The 21,096-nt window shown below is 58.6% G+C and carries 19 protein-coding genes; 10 read left to right on the top strand and 9 right to left on the bottom strand.

The window, feature by feature from the left end:
* Window positions 1-47: 47 nt before the first annotated feature.
* Window positions 48-992: a thioredoxin-disulfide reductase gene (gene trxB / locus AN476_RS03810; RefSeq protein WP_054459728.1), complete on the bottom strand. Its 945-nt coding sequence runs from the start codon at window positions 990-992 to the stop codon at window positions 48-50.
* Window positions 993-1,266: 274 nt separating this feature from the next.
* Here trxB and AN476_RS03805 point away from each other — a divergent pair, with 274 nt between their 5' ends.
* The gene (locus AN476_RS03805; RefSeq protein WP_054459641.1) at window positions 1,267-1,767 is read left to right on the top strand and encodes an Lrp/AsnC family transcriptional regulator; all 501 of its coding nucleotides are present in this window, start codon (window positions 1,267-1,269) and stop codon (window positions 1,765-1,767) included.
* A gap of 96 nt (window positions 1,768-1,863) precedes the next feature.
* On the opposite strand, the gene AN476_RS03800 is transcribed toward AN476_RS03805, so the two are convergent.
* The 5 genes from AN476_RS03800 to lgt form a co-directional block, all read right to left on the bottom strand.
* Window positions 1,864-2,646 (bottom strand): Hint domain-containing protein, encoded by a 783-nt coding sequence (locus AN476_RS03800; RefSeq protein WP_054459640.1) that lies wholly within the window; start codon window positions 2,644-2,646, stop codon window positions 1,864-1,866.
* Window positions 2,647-2,989: 343 nt separating this feature from the next.
* Window positions 2,990-3,151, bottom strand: coding sequence for a hypothetical protein (locus AN476_RS22795; protein ID WP_157063670.1), 162 nt, complete (start codon window positions 3,149-3,151; stop codon window positions 2,990-2,992).
* Window positions 3,152-3,408: 257 nt separating this feature from the next.
* Window positions 3,409-4,164: a peptidoglycan editing factor PgeF gene (gene pgeF / locus AN476_RS03795; protein ID WP_054459639.1), complete on the bottom strand. Its 756-nt coding sequence runs from the start codon at window positions 4,162-4,164 to the stop codon at window positions 3,409-3,411.
* Window positions 4,161-5,231, bottom strand: coding sequence for a class I SAM-dependent methyltransferase (locus AN476_RS03790; RefSeq protein ID WP_054459638.1), 1,071 nt, complete (start codon window positions 5,229-5,231; stop codon window positions 4,161-4,163). Before AN476_RS03790 ends, pgeF begins: the two co-directional genes overlap by 4 nt.
* Window positions 5,228-6,124, bottom strand: coding sequence for a prolipoprotein diacylglyceryl transferase (gene lgt, locus AN476_RS03785; protein ID WP_054459637.1), 897 nt, complete (start codon window positions 6,122-6,124; stop codon window positions 5,228-5,230). The genes AN476_RS03790 and lgt overlap by 4 nt, the downstream gene beginning before the upstream one ends.
* A gap of 97 nt (window positions 6,125-6,221) precedes the next feature.
* Here lgt and AN476_RS03780 point away from each other — a divergent pair, with 97 nt between their 5' ends.
* The 5 genes from AN476_RS03780 to AN476_RS03760 all read left to right on the top strand — a co-directional run bounded on the left by AN476_RS03780 (window position 6,222) and on the right by AN476_RS03760 (window position 9,555).
* Window positions 6,222-6,464: an accessory factor UbiK family protein gene (locus AN476_RS03780; RefSeq protein ID WP_054459636.1), complete on the top strand. Its 243-nt coding sequence runs from the start codon at window positions 6,222-6,224 to the stop codon at window positions 6,462-6,464.
* Between the two features lie 451 nt (window positions 6,465-6,915).
* A complete protein-coding gene (locus AN476_RS03775; protein WP_054459635.1) occupies window positions 6,916-7,416 on the top strand; it encodes a YbjN domain-containing protein in 501 nt (166 codons plus the stop codon).
* 42 nt (window positions 7,417-7,458) lie between these two features.
* Window positions 7,459-8,271, top strand: a complete 813-nt coding sequence (proC, locus tag AN476_RS03770) for a pyrroline-5-carboxylate reductase (RefSeq protein ID WP_054459634.1) — start codon at window positions 7,459-7,461, stop codon at window positions 8,269-8,271.
* Window positions 8,264-8,602 carry a tRNA-binding protein gene (locus AN476_RS03765; RefSeq protein WP_054459633.1) on the top strand — a complete coding sequence of 113 codons (339 nt, stop codon included), beginning with the start codon at window positions 8,264-8,266 and terminating at the stop codon, window positions 8,600-8,602. The genes proC and AN476_RS03765 overlap by 8 nt, the downstream gene beginning before the upstream one ends.
* A gap of 2 nt (window positions 8,603-8,604) precedes the next feature.
* Window positions 8,605-9,555 carry a D-glycerate dehydrogenase gene (locus AN476_RS03760; RefSeq protein ID WP_054459632.1) on the top strand — a complete coding sequence of 317 codons (951 nt, stop codon included), beginning with the start codon at window positions 8,605-8,607 and terminating at the stop codon, window positions 9,553-9,555.
* Window positions 9,556-9,717: 162 nt separating this feature from the next.
* On the opposite strand, the gene AN476_RS03755 is transcribed toward AN476_RS03760, so the two are convergent.
* A complete protein-coding gene (locus AN476_RS03755; RefSeq protein WP_054459631.1) occupies window positions 9,718-10,302 on the bottom strand; it encodes a thymidine kinase in 585 nt (194 codons plus the stop codon).
* Between the two features lie 555 nt (window positions 10,303-10,857).
* On the opposite strand from AN476_RS03755, the gene AN476_RS03750 reads away from it, so the two are divergent.
* Complete coding sequence (locus AN476_RS03750; protein WP_054459630.1) at window positions 10,858-11,331, top strand: hypothetical protein; 474 nt, start codon at window positions 10,858-10,860, stop codon at window positions 11,329-11,331.
* A 238-nt stretch (window positions 11,332-11,569) separates the two neighbouring features.
* Here the strand turns inward: AN476_RS03750 and AN476_RS03745 are convergent, their stop codons facing one another.
* A complete protein-coding gene (locus tag AN476_RS03745) occupies window positions 11,570-12,697 on the bottom strand; it encodes a beta-ketoacyl-ACP synthase III (RefSeq protein ID WP_054459629.1) in 1,128 nt (375 codons plus the stop codon).
* Window positions 12,698-12,874: 177 nt separating this feature from the next.
* Here AN476_RS03745 and AN476_RS03740 point away from each other — a divergent pair, with 177 nt between their 5' ends.
* The 3 genes from AN476_RS03740 (at window position 12,875) to AN476_RS03730 (ending at window position 17,528) form a co-directional block, all read left to right on the top strand.
* Complete coding sequence (locus AN476_RS03740) at window positions 12,875-13,357, top strand: MarR family winged helix-turn-helix transcriptional regulator (RefSeq protein WP_054459628.1); 483 nt, start codon at window positions 12,875-12,877, stop codon at window positions 13,355-13,357.
* Window positions 13,358-13,462: 105 nt separating this feature from the next.
* Complete coding sequence (locus tag AN476_RS03735; protein ID WP_054459727.1) at window positions 13,463-14,464, top strand: efflux RND transporter periplasmic adaptor subunit; 1,002 nt, start codon at window positions 13,463-13,465, stop codon at window positions 14,462-14,464.
* 10 nt (window positions 14,465-14,474) lie between these two features.
* A complete protein-coding gene (locus AN476_RS03730) occupies window positions 14,475-17,528 on the top strand; it encodes an efflux RND transporter permease subunit (RefSeq protein ID WP_054459627.1) in 3,054 nt (1,017 codons plus the stop codon).
* A gap of 175 nt (window positions 17,529-17,703) precedes the next feature.
* Here AN476_RS03730 and carB read toward each other — a convergent pair whose 3' ends face one another.
* A complete protein-coding gene (gene carB / locus AN476_RS03725) occupies window positions 17,704-21,060 on the bottom strand; it encodes a carbamoyl-phosphate synthase large subunit (protein ID WP_054459626.1) in 3,357 nt (1,118 codons plus the stop codon).
* Window positions 21,061-21,096 lie beyond the last annotated feature (36 nt).

Raw genomic sequence — 21,096 nt, 5'->3', positions numbered from 1 at the left:
CTTGGTCGACCAATTTTATTGTGTAACTGGAGCCTGTGCCGCCGGGCTTAGTCGTCCTGTTCGGCCAGAAAACGCTCCGCATCCAGCGCGGCCATGCAGCCCATGCCGGCCGAAGTAACCGCCTGGCGGTATTTGTGATCAGTCAGATCACCGGCGGCAAAGACACCAGGGACCGAGGTCTCGGTCGACCCTGGCTTGACCGAGACATAGCCGCCGTTGTGCATGTCCAACACGTCCTTCACCAGCTCGTTGGCAGGCGCATGGCCGATGGCAACAAAGACGCCCTTGCAGGGGATGTCGGTGATCTCGCCAGTTTTTACATGTTTGACCTTGATGCCTTCGACGCCCAGCGGGCTGTCGGTGCCATAGACCTCTTCCAGCTCATGGAACCACAGGGGCTCGATCTTGGGGTTTTTGAACAGGCGGTCCTGCAGGATTTTCTCCGAACGCAGCTCGTCGCGGCGGTGAACCAGTGTGACCTTGGAGGCAAAGTTGGTCAGGAACAGGGCTTCCTCCACGGCGGTGTTGCCGCCGCCAATGACCACAATTTCCTGGCCGCGGTAAAAGAAACCGTCGCAGGTGGCACAGGCCGAGACGCCAAAGCCCTTGAATTTCTCTTCCGACTCCAACCCCAACCATTTGGCGCGCGCCCCCGTGGCCAGGATCACCGCATCCGCTGTATAGGTGGTGCCGCTGTCGCCCTTGGCAGTAAAGGGGCGTTTGGACATGTCCAACGAGGTGATGATGTCGCCGACGATGTCACAGCCCATGGCGGAGGCATGTTCCTGCATCTTGATCATCAGATCAGGGCCCTGGACCTCGGTAAAGCCGGGGTAGTTTTCCACCTCGGTGGTGGTGGTCAGCTGGCCGCCGGGCTCGATGCCCTGAACCAGAACAGGTTCCAGCATGGCGCGGGCGGCATAGACACCCGCTGTATAACCGGCCGGGCCGGAGCCAATGATCAGAACCTTGGTGTGGCGCGTGTCGCTCATTTCGTATCCCCAAATCTGCAAATAAGGCTGCACATGGCGGCTTTGGCCACCGTCAGTCCCTGCATATAGCGGCAGGGCCGCGCCTCTTAAACCCCTCATGCGCTGCCTTGCCTGCGGAAAGCGCGGGCGGCTGGTCACGCTTTTGCGATTGTTCATCTCGCCCATTTTGCTGCTTGTATCCGCCTGCCGCAAAGATTATTTCGCAGCTGTGAAATAATATTGCGCAGCCCGGCGGCAGTGCTATAAGAAACGAAAATCGTCAGGAGCTTAAACCATGGTCACAACCCGTCTCGATCCGATTGATCGCAAGATACTGTCGGAATTGCAGGCCGATGGGCGCATGACCAATGTTGAGCTGGCCAAACGGGTTGGCATTTCGGCGCCGCCCTGCCTGCGTCGGGTACGTGCTCTGGAAGAGGCGGGTCTGATTGGCGGCTACCATGCCGAAGTCAACGCACGGGAACTGGGCTTTGAAGTTCAGGTCTTTGCCATGGTCGGGTTGGAAAGCCAGGCCGAAGCCGAGCTTTCCGCCTTTGAAGAGCAGTGCCGCAGTTGGCCCTTGGTGCGGGAATGCCATATGCTGAACGGCGAGGTGGATTTCATCCTGAAATGTGTCTCGCCCGATCTCAGCACCTTTCAGAGCTTTCTGACCGCGGATCTGTTGACCACGCCCAATGTGGCCAGCGTCAAGACCTCGCTTGTCATTCGGGGGGCCAAGGATGAACCTGGCGTGCCTTTTGATGTTCTGGAAGAGCGGCTTCAACGCGAGGCCTAAAGGCAACAGCCCGCAAGCGGTAAGGCGCTGCGGGCTATGGTTTGTTGGACCACCTTCAATACACCCAGAAAGCGCGGATCCTGATCCGGCGCGACCTTAGTCCCGTAGAGAGCTGTCTGTCATTGGGGCGGCGCGCGTATAGGCCAATGGGCCAAAGCCGCTGAGCGAATCCACATGGCTGAAGAGGTTGAAGTAAAGCGTCTTGATGGCATAGCTCACCAGTTTCAACGCTTCGGGACCCGGGTGATAGGTTTCAAACTCCAAGCCACCGACATTGATGACCGCATGTTCTGGCAGGCAGAGGTGGAACATATCCACCACGGTAGGCGGAGCGGTTTCAAAGATATTCATTCCATCCTGGAATTCCGCGACCAGTGTCAGCAGTTGTTCTGAGTCTGCTGCGACTCGCATATGCGGTGGCATCCGCAGCAGCCGCGCAGCAGGTCCTGCCACTACGCAGGAAGCAGGCTTTTGCAGCCCCAGACTGTCAGGCATAAAACTGGTCAGCCGATGGGCGCGGCCCTTGGCATCGCTGCGGGAGGGCACCAGACTGGTTGAGCCCTTCCAGACCAAAGGTTGACTGCCACCATCCCGGGTGACGATTTCGTCACCGGGCAACAGGTCCTCTACCGCGATCTGGCCCATGGTGGTTTCCACCAGCGAGCCACGGGTGAACGCGCAAAACGCATCTTCAAAAATCGGCAGGGCTGGGGCGATGTGGCGGGTTTCTGCAATGCTGCCATTGGGCAGCAGACTGCTCACCTCGTAGCGGCGCAGCTGCGGCTTGTTGGGCAGGCGCAGCGCGGCGGGATCCTGGAGCAACGCGCTGGCTTCAGCGGCCCTGGCAGCGGCCTGTTGCAAGGAATGAGGAAGTGTCATTGGCTCAAAACCTTTCTTGCAAACACGTCACGAATTGCAAACCCCAACCGGCAGATGGAAGGAGCGGCATGGGCCAGTGATTGGCCTGGTGATGGATCTGTGTTTTGCATCGACTTAATCTGCACAACTGTGCCTTATTGGTTATCTCTCAACGGACCAGAAAAAACGGCTCAAGAGCGATCTGGTGGCTGTTTCCGTAAAGACTGTGGCGGTCATTGACTAATAAAGGGTCACCGCAAATACGGAGGAAAAACCGGATCTCGCAGCGTCAGGGGCCTATCCGCAAAAGGGCTGATTGCGGCCGACCCGGGCTGCCTCTTGGTTTAACCTTAGGAGGCCTTGTCTAGGCGCGCTTTAGCTCTTGCGTCGTCGCTTGGCGCGATTGTGGTGCGCGACGCTGGATCAGATGCGCCTCTCTCACGGCACCACGGCTCCAGGGCATCTGCGTTGTCTCTGTTTTTGCAGCCGAAATTACCGACTTTAAAAAGCGATCTCTTGCTTTCATGGGGCCTCTCCTACCTGGGGCGAGCTGAGTTTTCCAAGCTCTGTTGACCCATTTATCGGTAATCATTGCGCCCTGAATGTGGCTTGGACGTGGAATTCTGAGATCACGCCCCAATCGCGATGTTTTCCGTGTTGGTTTAAATTCTGGCGGCACAAGTGCCTGAAATTCAATTAAAACTATTGTGACTTTTTGTGTTTGCCTGGGGTGAGCGCGAGGGAAACTGGGCAAAAAAGGTGCAGTCTTGCCCAGATTCCCCTCTACAGGGTGATGCAGGATATTAACCTTCCGTAGTCGGCTTCCCCGGCATGGGTCGTGCGACGATAGGAGTAAAACAGCTCTTCATCGCTATAGGTGCAATGGCCTGTCCACTCGGCCCGTCCCACACCGGCTTGCCGCAGCAGATGAAGGCCCAGCCCGGGCAGATCAAACTGATATCGCCCCTCGTGACCGGGGGCAAAAAAGCGGCTGTTGTCCGGGTCCTTTTGCAGGAAGTCGGCATGGAATTCCGGGCCGACTTCATAGGCGCGCTTGGAAATCGAGGGACCAATGACCGCATAGGTGTTGCGCCGATCTGCGCCCAGGTCCTCCATGGCATCGAGTGTGGCCGCTAGAATACCATCCAGAGCGCCGCGCCAACCGGCATGGGCGGCGCCAATGACTCCGGCTTTGGGGTCGGCAAAAAGCACCGGCTGGCAGTCGGCTGTCAGGATACCCAGCGCCACACCGGGGGTCTTTGTCACCATGGCATCGGCGCGGGGCCTGTCTGCTGTGGGGCCGGTAATCACGGCTACATCCGGCGAATGGATCTGATGCACCCCAACCAGGGCCGCAGCGGGGACATTCATCGCCTCGGCCACACGCGCGCGGTTCAGTGTCACGGCTTCTTGCTGGTCGCTGGAGCCCAGACCGCAGTTCAATCCCTCAAAGATCCCCGAAGAGGCGCCGCCGCGACGGGTAAAGAACCCGTGGTGCACGGAGTTCAATAGCTCGGAGGTAAGTATTTCCAGCGTCATGCATTTAATCCTGGTGGTGGAGCGGCCTCGGCCGGGGTGAGCCCCAGCACTTTGAACAGGTTTCCCATTTCCTCGGGGTGCGTCAACCGCCGATGTGCGGCAATCAGCGCTTCCAGTGCCTCTCCCTCCAGCCCCTTGGCCAGGGTGCGGGCGCGATCGGTGATGCCGAGGCGTTCGAGGAACACGCCTTGGGGGGTCACGCGACTATGGGCGCAGCCCGCCCCTGCGGCGACAGAACAGAGCACTTCAAAATCCACATGAGCCGTGAGATCGGCTTCACCCGGTGTTGCCAGCGGGTCAACGGGGGCATGGGATTTGAGCGCCTGAAGGGTGTCCCCAAGAGAGCGCCAATCGCCATAATCGATGATTAGCGCAGCGCCGCCATGAGCGGCAATGCGCTGGGCCAGGCCTGCGGTAATGGGCGCCATGACCGGGCTCATCTCCACCAGATCATCCGGTTTGGTGTCCAGCAGACGATGTTCCAGCGCAGGCTGCGGGGCCTCTGGCCCCAGCCCGAACCCGAGCGCACCGTCAATCAATCCCACGCGCTTTTCTCGCCAGCCTTCACCGTCGCGCAGAAACTGGCGAATGGGCAGGGCGTCAAAGAACTCGTTGGCCACCAGAAACAGCGGCTGTTGTGGCAGCTCATCAATGCCGTCGACCCAGGTGACCTCATAGCCCTGCAGGGTTTCTTCCTGTTGCTGTCGCAGCTGCGCCGAGGCCTCAACGAGGTAAAGCTGCAGGGCGGTATGAAAGCCGGGCACGCTCCGGGTGGCGCGCAGCAGATCCGCCATCAGGGTGCCGCGCCCGGGTCCCAGTTCGGCAAGGGTAAAGGCGGCTGGGGCCCCCTGATCCAGCCAGCATTGGGCCAGCGACAATCCGATGAGTTCGCCAAACATCTGGCTGATCTCCGGCGCGGTGATGAAATCACCCAGGGCCCCAAAGGGGACCTGGGCAGTGTAATACCCGTGTTCAGGATGCAGCAGGCATTCTGCCATATAGTCCGCCAGGCTGATTGGGCCTTCGGTCCTGATCCGGGCGGTCAGTTGTTCTGCCAAAACGGTCATATGGCCGCTTTCTGTTTGGCCGGGCGCAGGGCGAAATACAGTCCCAATGCGATCATCGGCAGCGACAGGATCTGTCCCATAGTGAGGCCATATCCTGCCATTTCCCAGGCCAGCCCGAGCGGGTTGCCGGGGGTCACAAACTGTGCATCCGGTTGGCGGAAAAATTCGACGGTGAACCGCGCCAGGCCATAGCCGGCCAGAAACACGCCGAGGTTTAGGCCTGGGTGCTGCAGGCTCTGGCGGCGCCAGGTCAGCCAGATCAGGACAAGCCCCAGGACTAGCCCTTCCATCGCTGCTTCATAGAGCTGAGAGGGGTGGCGGGCGCATATCGCGCCCAAGGCCTGGCCGCAGTCCTGCGCAGCCTGTCCGGGAAAGGCGACACCCCAGGGGAGATCGGTGGGGCGGCCCCAGAGTTCTGCGTTGATGTAGTTTGCCAATCGTCCCAACATCAACCCGGCGGGCACCGTATAGGCGACCAAATCCGCCATCTGCAGTTTGGAAATTCCATGACGCTGGGCATAGCCCCAGGCTGCGATGATGACCCCGAGGAGGCCGCCGTGAAAGGCCATGCCCCCCTGCCAAATCCGCAGAATCTCGCCGGGATGCGCCAGGTAATAGCTGGGTTGGTAGAACAAAACAAAGCCAAGCCGCCCCCCCAGAATCACCCCCAGAATGATCCAGGTCAGCAGATCTTCGACCTGTTCGGGCCGCATTGGCGCCTTTTGGCCGGGCCAGAGCGACGGCGATTTCAACGCCGCAATGGCCAGCCGCCAGGCAATCACGATGCCAATGATATAGGCTAAAGCGTACCAGCGCAGGGCAAACTCCATGCCAAACAGGGAAATCGAGAAGATCTCGGGCGAAATATCGGGGAATTGGATCATGGCTCGCATGTTGTCCTGAATGCCTTTGCTCGCAATTGAAAGTCAACGGCTTGCCCGCGACCCTTTGCGGCCCCATATAGGGGGGAAGAGTGATACGGAGAAGATGATGCAGAGCCGAAACAAGATCATGGATGACATTTCCCAGCTGATGACAAATGCGATGGGCGTGGCCCAGGGCGCAAAGGATGAAGCTGAAACTGCCATGAAGAGCCTTATGGACCGCTGGTTGGCGGACCGCGATTTTGTCACCCGGGAAGAATTTGACGCAGTCCGGGCCATGGCGCAAAAGGCACGGGAAGAAAATGAGGCCTTGAAGGCGCGCTTGGACGCGTTGGACGCCAAGGGCTGAACGATTTTTCCCGGCGAGCGCTTGGGGGGGATCAGTCGTGGGCGCATTGTTTCGTAGTCCCGCGGCAGTATTGGCTGTGAGCGGGGAATGCCTCCGGCGGGAATATTTTTAGAAAGATGAAACGGGGCCAGGCTCAAATGGTCCTGTACAGCTTTGACCTAGGCTCGGGAGAGCAGGGGCGCGCTGTCGAGGCCGTGCAGTGGCTTCCATGTCGCAGGCTGCGGGGCAGGATCGCATACCTGATGCGCGCGTGAATTTGCCGATATATTGCGGCGTGACGCCATTCGTCCACAACTTATTGAAGATATCCCCAAATAAGGGGTTGCCAGACTATGGCCCCCTTGCCACCATATCTAGTATGGAGGCGGGGATGCTCCCCGGTCCATTGACCAGAAACCTAGTTGTAGGGGGCGAAATCGGCCCAAACAGCTAGAGAGCTGAGAGGTGAGACATGGCCCTTTCCGAATTTCATCTGGACGATGACATCCACCCGATTGATATCGTCGAAAACCTGGCGGCCCACCACGACTGGGATTTTGACCGTATTGGCGATGACCAGATCGCCATGGCCGTCGAAGGTCAGTGGCGGACCTATTCCCTGACTCTGGCCTGGTCGGCCTATGAAGAGACTTTGCGGCTGGTTTGCAGTTATGAGATGGAGCCCCCCCAGGACAAGATCCCACAGCTCTATGAGTTGATCAATCTGATGAACGATCAATGCTGGGCTGGCGGATTTACCTATTGGGCTGATCATAAGGTGATGCTCTATCGCTATGGGCTTGTCCTGGCTGGCGGACAATCCGCTAGCCCGGAGCAGGTAGATGCCATGATCCATGCAGCGGTTTCAAACTGTGAGCGCTACTATCCGGCGATCCAGCTCACCACCTGGGCGGGGAGATCTCCGGGCGAAGCGATGGAGGTCGCCATCGCCGAAGCCTATGGGCGCGCCTGAAGGCTCTGAACGAAAAATTCACGCAAGAAAGACAAGCGTACGATGACAAGTGCTATTGAAACCCGTGGGCTGGTACTGCTGGGCTGCGGCAAAATGGGGTCGGCCATGTTGGCAGGCTGGCTCGAGGGAGACTTGCCAGCTTCTTCGGTCTGGGTTTTGGATCCGCATCCTTCGGAATGGCTGCAGGGGACAGGGGTGCATATCAATGCAGGTCTGCCTAGCTCGCCCGCCCTGGTGCTGATTGCGGTGAAGCCGCAGATGATGGGCGCGGCCCTGCCCGAGCTTCGGGCACTGGGCAATGGTGATACGCTGTTTGTTTCGGTTGCCGCCGGGACTTCGATTGCCAGTTTTGAGGAGATCCTCGGGGCTCAGACTCCGATTGTGCGGGCCATGCCTAATACGCCTGCGGCCATTGGCCAGGGAATCACGGCATTGATCGGCAACGCCGTGGCCAGCGCCGACAATCTGGACATGGCCGAGCGGTTGCTCAAGGCGATTGGCCAGACCGTACGGCTCGACAGCGAGGCGCAGATCGACGCGGTCACCGGGGTGAGCGGCTCAGGGCCGGCCTATGTGTTTCACCTGATCGAGACCCTGGCTCAAGCCGGAGAGGCCCAGGGACTGCCTGCGGATATGGCAATGCAATTGGCCAAGGCGACAGTTGCCGGGGCCGGGGCACTGGCCAATGTGGCGCATGAAAGCCCCAGCCAGTTGCGCATCAATGTCACCAGTCCCAATGGCACCACCCAGGCTGCGCTTGCGGTGCTGATGCAGCAAGAGACCGGCTTTCCGGACCTGTTGAACCGGGCAGTGGCGGCTGCGACCGATCGGTCAAAGGAGCTGTCGCGTGGCTGAGATTTCCTTTGACGATTTCATGAAGGTGGACATTCGTGTCGGCGAGGTCATTCGCGCCGAAGCCTACCCGGAGGCCCGCAAACCGGCGATCAAGATCTGGATCGACTTTGGCGCGGAGATCGGTGAGAAAAAAACATCGGCTCAGGTGACGGCGCATTACACGCCTGAGACATTGATCGGCAAACAGGTCCTGGCGGTGGTGAACTTCCCACCACGCCAGATCGGAAAATTCATGTCAGAAGTCCTGGTTTTGGGGCTGCCGGATGATGCGGGTGAGATCCGTCTCGTGGGGCCGGATGGGCCGGTTCCTCTGGGCGGCAGGATGCACTGATAATGAAACTGCTGATCACCCGCCCCATGACCGCAGAAGTCGAGGCCCGCGCCAGGGCGGAGTTTGACGTGGTGATCCGACCGGAGACTGCGGTGCTCAGTCGCGGGGAGATGCTGGCAGCGCTGCGGGACTTTGATCTGGTGATGCCCACTCTCGGGGACGGGTTTGACGCGGGGGTTCTTGCCGAGGTCACAGCGCCACGTTGCAGGCTTCTGGCGAATTTTGGCGTTGGCTTCAATCATATTGATGTGGCTGCGGCAGCTGCCCATGGGATTGCCGTCAGCAATACGCCGGGGGCGGTGACAGATGCGACGGCGGATATTGCCCTGACTTTGATCCTGATGTCGGCCCGCCGCGCCGCAGAGGGCGAACGCCTGGTGCGCAGCGGGGGCTGGCCCGGTTGGCATCCAACCCAGATGCTGGGCCAACATGTGACGGGCAAAAAGCTCGGGGTGATCGGCCTGGGACGCATCGGCGCTGCCATCGCTCGGCGCTGCCATTTTGGGTTTGATATGCAGGTGTTTTACACCGCCCGCAGTGAAAAATCTCCCGGATTTGCCGCCACCCCTATGGCAGATTTGAAACAGCTCGCAGCCACAGTGGATTTCCTGGTGGTGGCTGTTCCAGGTGGCGGGGATACACATCATCTGGTGGATGCTAGGGTCCTGTCGGCGATGCGGCCAACAGCGCATCTGATCAATATTGCACGCGGTGAAGTGGTGCAGCAGGAAGCGCTGATCGATACTTTGCAGAAGCGAAAGATCGCCGGAGCCGGTCTGGACGTCTATGAATTCGAGCCCGAGGTGCCACAGGCTCTGCGGGATCTGTCCAATGTGACCCTGCTGCCGCATCTGGGCACAGCGACCGAAGAGGTGCGCAGTGCCATGGGTCATATGGCCCTGGACAATATTGCCGCCTTTGTGGCGGGGCAGAAGCTGCCAAACCAGGTCTGAGAACCCCACTCAAAATCGATTTGCGGCCCAGCCTCGCGCAACGATTTTGACGAACCTGACCCTGACTTCATCTTTCTAAAAATATTCCGGGGGTAAGCGCCCTCGGCGCGAGGGGGCAGAGCCCCCTGCACCCGTTGCCAAAAACTGTTCTGACCGCAGGGGTCAGCTTCCCTCTGCCATAGCCTCACGCCAATGCCGACGGCACAATGAGACATAGCTCTCATTGCCGCCGATCTGCACCTGGTCGCCCTTGGTGATCGCCCGTCCTTGGGCGTCCTGGCGGATCACCATGGTGGCCTTTTTGCCGCAATGACAGATGGTGCGCACCTCGCGCATTTCATCAGCCAATGCCAGCAGCGCGGCAGAGCCGGGAAAGAGCTGCCCCTGAAAATCCACCCGCAGCCCGTAACACAGGACTGGCACCTTCAGATCATCCACAATCCTAGCCAGTTGCCAGACCTGGTCAGCCGTCAAAAACTGAGCCTCGTCAATAAAGATGCTGGCGAGGTCCCCCTGCGCCAGACGGGCCTGGATTTTTGCAAAGAGATCCTCGCCAGGGGAAAAGGTATCGGCCTGTTCACTGATGCCGATGCGCGAAGCGATTCTCCCCTTGCCCTCGCGGGTGTCGATCTGCGCGGTCAGCAGATAGGTGTCCATATCGTTTTCGCGGTAGTTATGCGAAGCCTGTAGCAGAACCGCCGATTTTCCAGCGTTCATGGTCGAGTAGTTGAAGTAAAGCTTTGCCATGGCCCCCCTTTAGCCTGTCTCAACACAAGGGAGCAAGGGGGCAGGTGGCCTGTCAAAACCAACTAAGGAGGGCGAAGCCCGGAGCGGGGTTCTGACCCTGGTGGGGCGGGGCTGAGATTTCTCCTCAAATCGACATGTGAAATTCTGCAGTGAAGTTGGAAAATCCATATTTTATAAATGGTTAATATGGTTGCTCATGCGTTTTCTCTGGGGGCTCACCCGGGTGGCCGGGCAAGTTCATACCCCCCCTGACACCCTGGAACTTGCGTTCTGGGGGTTGTTCGGCGGCTATTACCGACAGATCAGGAAGGGTATTCAGGCCTTAACTTTGCCCACACAAAAGCCACGGGTAAATGCATCCCATGTCAAAACCTTGCCCACTCACTAAGCAGGTTCTGAAACACCATGGAGAGCCCAATAAATATGCTCTCCGTCACTTGCTAAATCCCTGAAAAACCTTAGGGATGGTGAAATATTAGCAAATACTTTAAAACGACATCATGGGAATTTATTCCCGACCTTCCCCTTTTGGCACGGCATGGCTGGTGAGAGTTTATGGCAGAGATTGGTACCTACCTGAAAAAGCATACTGAGGCCCTGGTTAAAGATGTTGGGATCGAGGCAGCCTGCCAGATCACCGGCAAATCCAAGGCAACTTTGGGGAGATACTACTCCGACAATTCCGAGCATACCGACCGGTTCATGCCGGTTGATGCGGTGGCCAAGCTGGAACAAGAGGCCTCTTATCCGCATGTGACCTCCGCCTTGGCAGATCTGCGCAATATCACACTGTCTTACGGGGCAAAGGAAACCGCCCAGGGCGATGGTGCGACATCCCGCTCTGGTGGCGTAAATGCGGATGTGATCGCGCTCAGCCAGCGATTTGCCTTTTTGATGAGCGAGTATCAGACGGCCATCGAGGATGGGATTATCACCGTGAACGAGGCCAAGCGGCTGCTGCGGGAAACCGTTTTGCTGCAGCATGTTCTGCTGGATATGAAGCTGCATCTGGAAGAAGAGAGCGCCTGAGCGCGAAGATTTGACAGACTCGCTGCCACTGGGGGCAAAGCTGCTTTTGCATTTGGCAGCGATGACCTCAGGTACAGCCGGCTGTTCGGCGCCTCTGGACTGCGGGGATCTGATCTCGGGGCTTGATCAGGCACAGGAGCAGATTAGGCGGGTGGCTCATCACTTGGCATAGAAAAAAACCTGCGAGCCAGTGGTCCGCAGGTTTTTTGTTGTCTGATCTGGCCGATCGCCCCTATGGCTAGGCCCTTTGGTGACGCAGAATGACTGAACCGACGGAATAGCCCGCCCCAAAGGAGCAGATCAGCCCCAAATCGCCCTCATCGAGATCAGCGGAGTATTTGGAAAAGGCAATGATCGAACCGGCCGAAGAGGTATTTGCATAGTCCTGCAGAATATTGGGCTGTTCGCCCTCGGCGGGGGTGCGGCCCAGGACCTTCTTGCCAATGAAATCATTCATCGATTTGTTGGCCTGATGCAGCCAGAGCCGTTTCAACTCGGAGCTTTCAATGCCTTCATCTGCCATATGTCCGGCAATATGCTGGCTGACCATGGGCAGCACTTCCTTGAACACCTTGCGCCCATTTTGCATGAATTGCATGTCGCGCCGGTCCTTGATGCCATCCGGGCGTGAGCGCCGCAGGTAGCCGTTGTTGTTGCGGATATTGTTGGAAAAATCCGTAGCACAGCGGGTGGAGATAACTTCAAAATGATCCCCTTTCGCATCCTCAATACGCTCGAGCAGCGTGGCTGTTGCCACGTCACCAAAAATGAAATGGCAATCGCGGTCGCGCCACTCCAGATGTCCCGAGCAAATCTCAGGATTTACAACCAGTGCCGAGCGGATACTGCCAGAACGGATCATATCTGCGGCGGTTTGAATGCCAAAGGTCGCCGAAGAACAGGCGACATTCATGTCAAATGCAAAGCCCTTGATACCCAGAAGCTGTTGGATCTCGATTGCTACGGCAGGATAGGCGCGTTCCAGATTGGAGGCCGCACAGATCACCAGATCAACATCCGCAGCGGTTTTGCCCGCCTGGGCCAGGGCCTTATGCGCGGCATCAAGAGCCATTTCCGCCATGATGCCTGGCTCGTCATCCTCTCGCTGGCGCAGTTGCGGGTACATGATGTCCGGGTTCAGGATGCCCGTCTTGTCCATAACGTAGCGCTGTTCGATGCCCGAGGCCTTAAAGATGAACTCTTCCGAGGAATGCGGCATCGGCTCCATGTCACCAGCTGCAATTGCTGTGCTGTTCTCGGCGTTGACCTTGTCTGCATAGGCGTTGAAAGCCTTGACCAGTTCAGCGTTGGTAATGGTTTGGGACGGGGTGAATACCCCGGTGCCGGTGATAGCGGCTGTGTACATGACTCAGAACCTCTGGGGTTGGAAACGCTACATTTGTGACGCTTTTGTTATCAAAAGGTCAAGGTTGCCGCTTGCTTTCCCTAGGGGGAGGCGAGGGCTGAAGTGTGAAGTTCATTACATGAAAGGTTCGGGGCGTGAAGTATAGGGGAGGGAATCACGGAGATGTGTTTGAACCCAATGTCAGAACCTGTTCTCAAATCCAATGTTTCGCCGCTAGGCACGCCTGAAACGCAGGCTTTGATGGGCGTTCTTGCGCTGGTCTGGCGGATGGATGAGGCCTTTGGTCAGCAGCAGATCGCAGCTGGGCTGGGACGGTTGGAATGCTATCTTCTGATGCAGCTGGATTGTCCCCGCCGGATGGGCGAATTGGCCAAGATTCTGATGATGGTGCCCTCGACGGTGACCTCGGCGGCGGATCGTTTGGAGCAGGAGGGTTTGGCGCTGCGCGTGCGTGACAGCCAGGACCGACGTGCCTTTCAATTGCAGCTGACAGCCAAGGGCCGTAGCCTACGCAATAAGATGAAGCGGAGAGCAGGCCAGAGGTTTCGGGAAATCTGCGGGCTAAATGCTGAGGAAATTCAGCAATTCGCAAGACTAACCGGCAAAATACAAAAGAAAATATTGGGTGCTGCTGCGCAGCAGCCCAGCAAGGAGACCTAGAAGATGCACCTTTTGCAAAAGTTAGCCGTTGCGCTGGTCCCGGCTCTGGCGGGTCCTGCCTGGACCAATGCGACATTTCTCGCAACGGGGGCGGGCATTGCAGTTATGACACTTGCGCCGGCGGCGCAGGCCGAAGAGGCTTTGAAGCCGGTAAAGCTGCTGGCAACCCAATCCGGAACACAGTTGCTGGAACGGCAGTTTTTTGGTCAGGTTGCAGCCAAGCAGACGGTTGACCTGGCCTTTCAGGTGCCTGGCCAGGTGATGCGCTTCCCGGTTGCCGAAGGGTACATCGTCCCCGAGGGGCAGTTGATCGCCGAACTGGATCTGGAACCCTTTGAGCTCAGCCTGGAACAGGCGCGGCTGCAAAAAGAGCAGGCGGACAGAACCGTTACCCGGCTTGAGCGCCTCAAGGGCACGGTGAGTGAGGTCTCGATCGAGGATGCGGTTACTCAGGCGGGCTTGACCCGGGTTGCCCTGCGCAATGCGGAATATGAGCTGCGCCATGCCACGTTGAACGCACCTTTCGAGGCGCTGGTCTCCACGCGGGAAGTCGAAAACTTCACCACTGTCGCGGCGGGCACGCCGATCGTACGCCTGCATGATATGTCCGAGCTGCATATCGAATTTGATGTCCCGGAAATCCTGTTCCAACGGGCTGACCGGGGAGATGTGTTTTCGACCACTGCAGCCTTTCCCGGCAGTGATGTCAGCTATCCGCTGCAGATCCTAGAGTTCAACGCCGAAGCCAGCAATGTGGGGCAAACCTTTCAGGTGACCTTCCGGATGGATCCCCCAGAGGACCGGCAGATCTTGCCCGGCGCCTCGACCTCGGTGCGCGTTGTCGTAGATACAGGTGACTCCGCGATCAAAGTGCCCTCCACCGCGATTGTGGCCTCTCCTGACGGCGAAACCGGTGTTATGGTCTTCAGCCCCAAAGGCAGCGACGAAGGGGTGGTCAATTGGGTTGCCGTCGAAGTGGAAGCAACTCAGCATGGTGACTTTTCGATCAGTGCAGGGCTTGAGGGGGGCGAAGAGATCGTCTCGACCGGTGGTGGCGCGCTGAACGACGGTCAAAAAGTCCGTCGTTTCAACGGTTTTGCGAATTGAGGTTCGGACAATGGATATTGCACGCGCGTCGATAAACCGACCACTCTATACTTGGATCATCATGTTGACGGCTCTTCTAGGCGGCATCTGGGGGTTCATGAACCTCGGGCGTCTCGAAGATCCGTCTTTTACCATCAAACAAGCGGTGGTGGTCACGGCCTATCCTGGCGCAAGCGCCGCGCAGGTTGCCCGCGAGGTGACCGAGCCACTGGAATCCGAGATTCAAAAAATGGGCGAGGTCAAAACCATCACCTCGATCAATCGCCCCGGCAGCTCGCTGATCGAAGTCGAGATGCATGATACCTATGATGGCACCGAATTGCCTGCGGTCTGGACGGAATTGCGCGCCAAGATACGGGATGCCGCGCGGGGGCTGCCTGATGGGGTGATGCAGCCCTTTGTCAATGATAGCTTTGGGGATGTCTTTGGCCTGTATTATGCGGTGACCGCCGAGGGCTATTCGGACGCGGAAAAACACGAGCTGGCCACCTTCCTGCGGCGCGAGCTGCTGGCGGTGGATGGTGTCGCTGATGTGGATATCGCCGGCCTGCCAAGCGAGGCCGTTTTTGTCGAACCCGATATGGCGATTTCGGTCAATCAGAACATCTCGATCGCAGCGATTGCCAATTCGATTGCCACGTCGAATTCGGTCCGCTCGGCCGGTCTATTGGATCGCAACCAGGCAGATACACGTATCAGCGCGCCGGAAGGTTCAGATACGGTTTCTGAAATCGCGGGTCTGTCGATTGGCGCACAGGGGGAAGTGATCAATGTCATCGACATGGCAAAGGTCTATCGCGGCCGCACCAACAACCCGGATCTGATCATTCGCTTTAACGGGGTTGAGGCCTTCACCATGGGGATCGCCGGCCTGGCGACCGAAAATATTGTCGAGGTGGGCAACCGCGTTGATGCGCGGATGGCGGAATTGGACAGCCAGATCCCCTTTGGGGTCGAGGTGCTGCCGATCTACCAGCAGCATCTGGTGGTGGATGAAGCCTCCAATAGTTTTCTTGTGAACCTGGCGACCTCGGTGGCGATCGTTGTTGCCGTCTTGGCTCTGTTCATGGGTTGGCGGGCGGCTGTGGTGGTGGGGACGACCCTGTTGCTCACCGTGGTGGGGACGCTTTTGTTCATGAACCTCTTTTCTATCGAGATGGAACGGATCTCCCTCGGGGCATTGATCATCGCCATGGGGATGTTGGTGGACAATGCCATTGTTGTTGCCGAAGGCATGCAGATATCGATGCAGCGCGGACAGACCTCGCGTCAGGCAGCACATGAGGCTGCCTCCAAGACACAAATCCCGCTTTTGGGAGCCACCATCATCGGCATCATGGCCTTTGCTGGTATTGGTCTCAGCCCGGATTCGGCTGGTGAATTCCTGTTCTCGCTCTTTGCTGTGATCGCGATTTCCCTTCTGCTCAGTTGGGTGCTTGCCGTGACTGCCACGCCGCTATTGGCGCATTACTTCTTCAAGCAGGGACACAAAGACGCGACGGATGCCTATGGCGGCTGGCTGTTTCGAACCTATGGCGGGCTGCTGCGTCTGTCGCTCAAGCTGCGGTGGCTGGTGGCTGTAGGGCTGGTGGGGCTGACAGTGGCCTGCATGGCGGCCTTTGGCTCGGTGAAGCAACAGTTCTTCCCGGATGCCAACACGCCGCTGTTCTACGTGCATTACAAGCTGCCTCAGGGCACCACAATTGAGACCACGGCTGCCCATTTGGCAATCGTGGAGGACTGGCTGTCCAAACGCGAAGAGGTTGTCGATTACACGACCTTTGTCGGACAGGGGGCAACCCGTTTCCTGCTGACCTATGACAGTCACAAACCAAACCCGAGCTATGGTCACCTGATCATCCGAACGCCAAACCTCGAAGTAATCCCGCAGTTGCAGGCTGATCTCAATGCCTTTGGCACCGCCCAGTTCCCTGAAGGCGAGTTCCGGACCAAACGTCTGGTCTTTGGCCCTGGGGGCGGCGATCCGATCCAGGTGCGTTTTTCCGGGCCTGATCCGCAGATTCTGCGCGGCCTCGGCGAAGAGGCCATGCAGCGGCTGGTGGCGGCATCGCCGAATATTCTCTTCCCGCGACAGGATTGGCGCGAGCAGGAGCCGGTGCTCACCCCACTCTATGCCACGGAACGGGCCCAAACCGCGGGGATTGCACGCGAAGACATCGCCGATACGCTGCTGTTTTCAACTGATGGTCTGCAGGCGGGCGTCTTCCGCGAGCAGGATCGTCTGATCCCAATCGTTATACGACGGGCTCAGGATGGGAACTACAGTCTCATGGATCAGGTGGTCTATTCCAACAACGCGCAAAAGTTCCTGCCAATGGAACAGATGCTGGATGGGGTGGATGTGACGCTGGAAAACACTCTGGTGCATCGCCGAGACCGGGTGCCGACGCTGACGGTCGGGGCTGATATTCCAGTGGATATGACAGCGGCTTCGGTCTTCTCTGAGATCCAGGCCACCATTGAAGACATGGATCTGCCGTCGGGCTATACAATGGAGTGGGGCGGCGATCATGAAAGCTCGGGCGATGCCAATGCCAGCCTCGGCAAGCAGCTGCCGGTGACGGCGCTGATCATGGTGCTGATCTCGGTCTTCCTGTTCAATGCCATCCGTCAGCCGGTGATCATCTGGCTCTTGGTGCCGATGTCTGTAAACGGCGTTGCAATGGGGCTGTTGGGAACTGGCCTGCCCTTTACCTTTACCGCGCTATTGGGCCTGCTGAGCCTGTCGGGGATGTTGATCAAGAACGGGATTGTTCTGGTGGAAGAGATCGACCTGGTGCGCGAGACCGGCAAGCCGCTACGCGAAGCCATCGTCGAGGCATCCGTGTCGCGTCTGCGGCCCGTCATGCTGGCGGCGGTGACCACCATTCTGGGGATGATCCCGCTGCTCTGGGATGCCTTCTTTGTCTCCATGGCGGTGACCATCATGGGCGGTCTGGCCTTTGCCACCGTGCTTACTCTGGTGGCGGCTCCGGTCTTCTACCTGATCTTCTTTGCCCGCGATGAGAAGCGGGAAAAGCAGGCAGCACTGGCGGTGGCCTAGGCCCTTTTCAGTAAAACGCTTGCCCGGCCAAAAGGCCGGGCAATGCCTGCCGTTCTTTAGGGGAGGGGGCTCATCATAGGTATTGGCAGTTCTGCAAAAACGGTCGATTTTGAAACGAAAAACCCCGGCTCAGTGAGCCGGGGTTTTCTTTGTTACAGAGCTTTGAAAAGCGGGCTTACCCCTGCAGGCTTTTTACCTCAACTTCACCCTCGGCCTGGGCTTTGATTGCCAGGGCCGCAGCGTGAGAGGCTGCGGCTGTGGTGAAATAGGGGATCTTGCCATAGAGCGCGACAGAGCGCATGTCCTTGCTGTCCTCGACCGCCTGGGCGCCCTCGGTGGTGTTCATCAACAGCTGCACATGGCCGTCTTTCAGCAGATCCACCACATGCGGGCGACCCTCATAGACTTTGTTGACCAGCTCGCAGGCCACCCCGTGGCCGTCCAGCCATTTCTGGGTGCCGCTGGTGGCAACCAGGGTAAAGCCTAGCTCCAGCAGAGTGTTGGCCGCTTCCAGCATCGGTGCGCCCTTGTCGGCGTCCTTGATCGAGATAAAGGCACGGCCCTCAGAAGGCAGCACCATGCCTGCTCCCATCTGCGCCTTGAGGAAGGCGCCGGCAAAGCTGCGGTCCCATCCCATGACTTCACCGGTGGAGCGCATCTCTGGCCCCAGGATGGTGTCGACGCCGGGGAAGCGGGCAAAGGGCATGACGGCCTCTTTGACAGAGAACCAGGGCATATTGGGATCGGCCAGTGTCATCGGATCGGCCATCGGCGTGTCCACATCGTAACCTGCATCGGGCTCGTAGGGCGCGCGCTTGGGGAAGGCCGATAGTTTTTCGCCGGCCATGACCCGGGCGGCGATAGATGCAATGGCGCTGTCGGTCGCTTTGGCGACAAAGGGCACGGTCCGGCTGGCGCGGGGGTTCACCTCGATGAGGAAAATCTCTCCGTCCTTGATGGCGAACTGGATGTTCATCAGGCCAACCACATTCAGTGCTTTGGCCAGGGCAAAAGTCTGGGTCTTGATCTCTGCCAGGACCTCATCAGACAGCGAGTAGGGCGGCAATGAGCAAGCGCTGTCGCCTGAGTGCACCCCGGCTTCTTCGATATGCTGCATGATGCCTGCCACATGCACGTCGGTGCCGTCGCAGATCGCATCCACATCCAGCTCAACGGCGCCGGACAGATAGCTATCCAGCAACACAGGACTGTCACCAGAGACCACCACGGCCTCGGCGATGTAGCGGCGCAGCTGGTCCATATCGCGGACGATTTCCATCGCGCGGCCACCCAACACGTAGGAGGGGCGGATCACCAGCGGGAAGCCGATTTCCTCGGCAATTTCCAGCGCTTGCTCATCGGTGGAGGCAATGCCGTTATGGGGCTGCTTGAGGCCCAAGTTGTTCACCAACTCTTGGAAACGCTCGCGGTCTTCGGCCAGGTCGATGGCATCGGGCGAGGTGCCGAGGATTGGAATACCTTCTTCTTCCAGGGCATTGGCCAGTTTCAGCGGGGTCTGACCACCGAACTGAACGATGACACCGTGCAGGGTGCCGTTTTCCTGCTCAACCCGCAGGATCTCCATCACGTGCTCAAAGGTCAGCGGTTCAAAATACAAGCGATCCGAAGTGTCATAGTCGGTGGACACGGTTTCAGGGTTGCAGTTGACCATGATGGTCTCATAGCCCGCATCCGTCAGCGCGTAGCAGGCGTGGCAGCAGCAATAATCGAACTCGATGCCCTGGCCGATGCGGTTGGGACCACCGCCCAAGATGACGACCTTCTTGCGATCCGACGGGCGCGCCTCGCATTCCACCTCGCCCATCATCGGGGCTTCATAGGTGGAATACATATAGGGGGTCTGGGCTTCGAATTCGGCCGCACAGGTGTCGATGCGTTTGAACACGGCGGTGACGCCCTTGGCGATCCGCGCTTTGCGCACCGAAGTCTCAGAGGCTTCGCTCAGATTGGCCAGACGCGCATCGGTAAAGCCAAGCATCTTGAGGTGACGCAGCTCTTTTTCGCCCTCGGGCAGGCCATTAGCGCGGACCTCAGCCTCGGCGTCGATGATTTCGCGAATGCGGTCCAGGAACCAGGGATCAAACTTGGTGACGCCATGGATTTCATCATTGCTCAGCCCGTGACGCATCGCCTGGGCAATGGTGCGCAGACGATCGGGGGTTTGCTGGCTGATGGCCTTGATCACGGCAGCCTTATCGCTGGTCACTTCCCAGGGGCCGACGGTCAGCCCTGGAATTTCGATCTCGTCAAAGCCTGTGAGGCCCGATTCCATCGAGGCCAGCGCCTTTTGCATCGATTCGTGGATGGTGCGGCCAATCGACATGGCCTCGCCCACGGATTTCATCGCCGTGGTCAGATAGGGCTCGGAGCCGGGGAATTTTTCAAAGGCGAATTTTGGGATCTTGGTGACGACATAGTCGATGGAGGGCTCAAAAGAGGCAGGCGTCACCTTGGTGATGTCATTGTCCAGCTCGTCCAGCGTATAGCCTACGGCCAGTTTGGCCGCGATCTTGGCAATCGGGAAACCGGTCGCCTTGGAGGCCAGCGCGGAAGAGCGCGACACCCGTGGGTTCATTTCGATCACAACCATACGGCCGTCAACAGGGTTCACCGCCCATTGCACGTTGGAGCCGCCGGTTTCCACGCCGATCTCACGCAGCACGTTGATCGAATGGGTCCGCATGATCTGGTATTCTTTGTCGGTCAGCGTCAGCGCCGGGGCCACGGTGATCGAGTCGCCCGTGTGCACGCCCATGGGGTCGATGTTCTCAATGGCGCAGACGATGATGGCGTTATCCGCTTTGTCGCGGACCACTTCCATCTCGAACTCTTTCCAGCCCAACAGGCTCTCATCTACCAGGATCTGGTTCACTGGCGATGCATCCATGCCGGTGCGGCAGAAGTGCTCATAATCTTCGCGGTTATAGGCTACGCCACCCCCGGTGCCACCCATGGTAAAGGCAGGGCGGATGATCGCAGGCAGGCCGATATCTTCCAGCGTTTCCAACGCGATACGCACGCCTTCGTTGAGGTCGGCCTTGCCGTCATCCAGTGTCGGAGCTGTGACGATGGTGGCGCGGGGGTTTTCGATGCCCAGACGGTCCATGGCGTCGCGGAACAATTTGCGATCTTCGGCCATTTCGATGGCGTCGCGGGTGGCGCCGATCATCTCGACGTCGAATTTCTCCAACACGCCCATCTCTTCGAGCGCCAGCGAGGTGTTCAGGCCCGTCTGGCCGCCCATTGTGGGCAGCAACGCGTCGGGGCGCTCTTTCTCGATGATCTTGGCGACCACTTCGGGGGTGATCGGCTCGATATAGGTGGCATCCGCCAGACCGGGGTCGGTCATGATGGTTGCGGGGTTCGAGTTCACCAGGATGACCCGGTAGCCTTCTTCCTTCAGGGCCTTACAGGCCTGGGCGCCGGAATAGTCGAATTCGCAGGCCTGACCAATAATGATGGGTCCCGCACCGATGATCATGATCGACTGGATGTCGGTTCTTTTGGGCATGGGTGTGCTTCCTTCGATTTGTGCGAGCGGCGAGGC

It is taken from the genome of Phaeobacter sp. 11ANDIMAR09, assembly GCF_001294455.1.
In the GTDB taxonomy this organism is placed as follows: domain Bacteria; phylum Pseudomonadota; class Alphaproteobacteria; order Rhodobacterales; family Rhodobacteraceae; genus Pseudophaeobacter.
The sequence above is the reverse complement of the archived record's forward strand: the minus strand, read 5'-3'. Positions and strand labels throughout refer to the sequence as shown.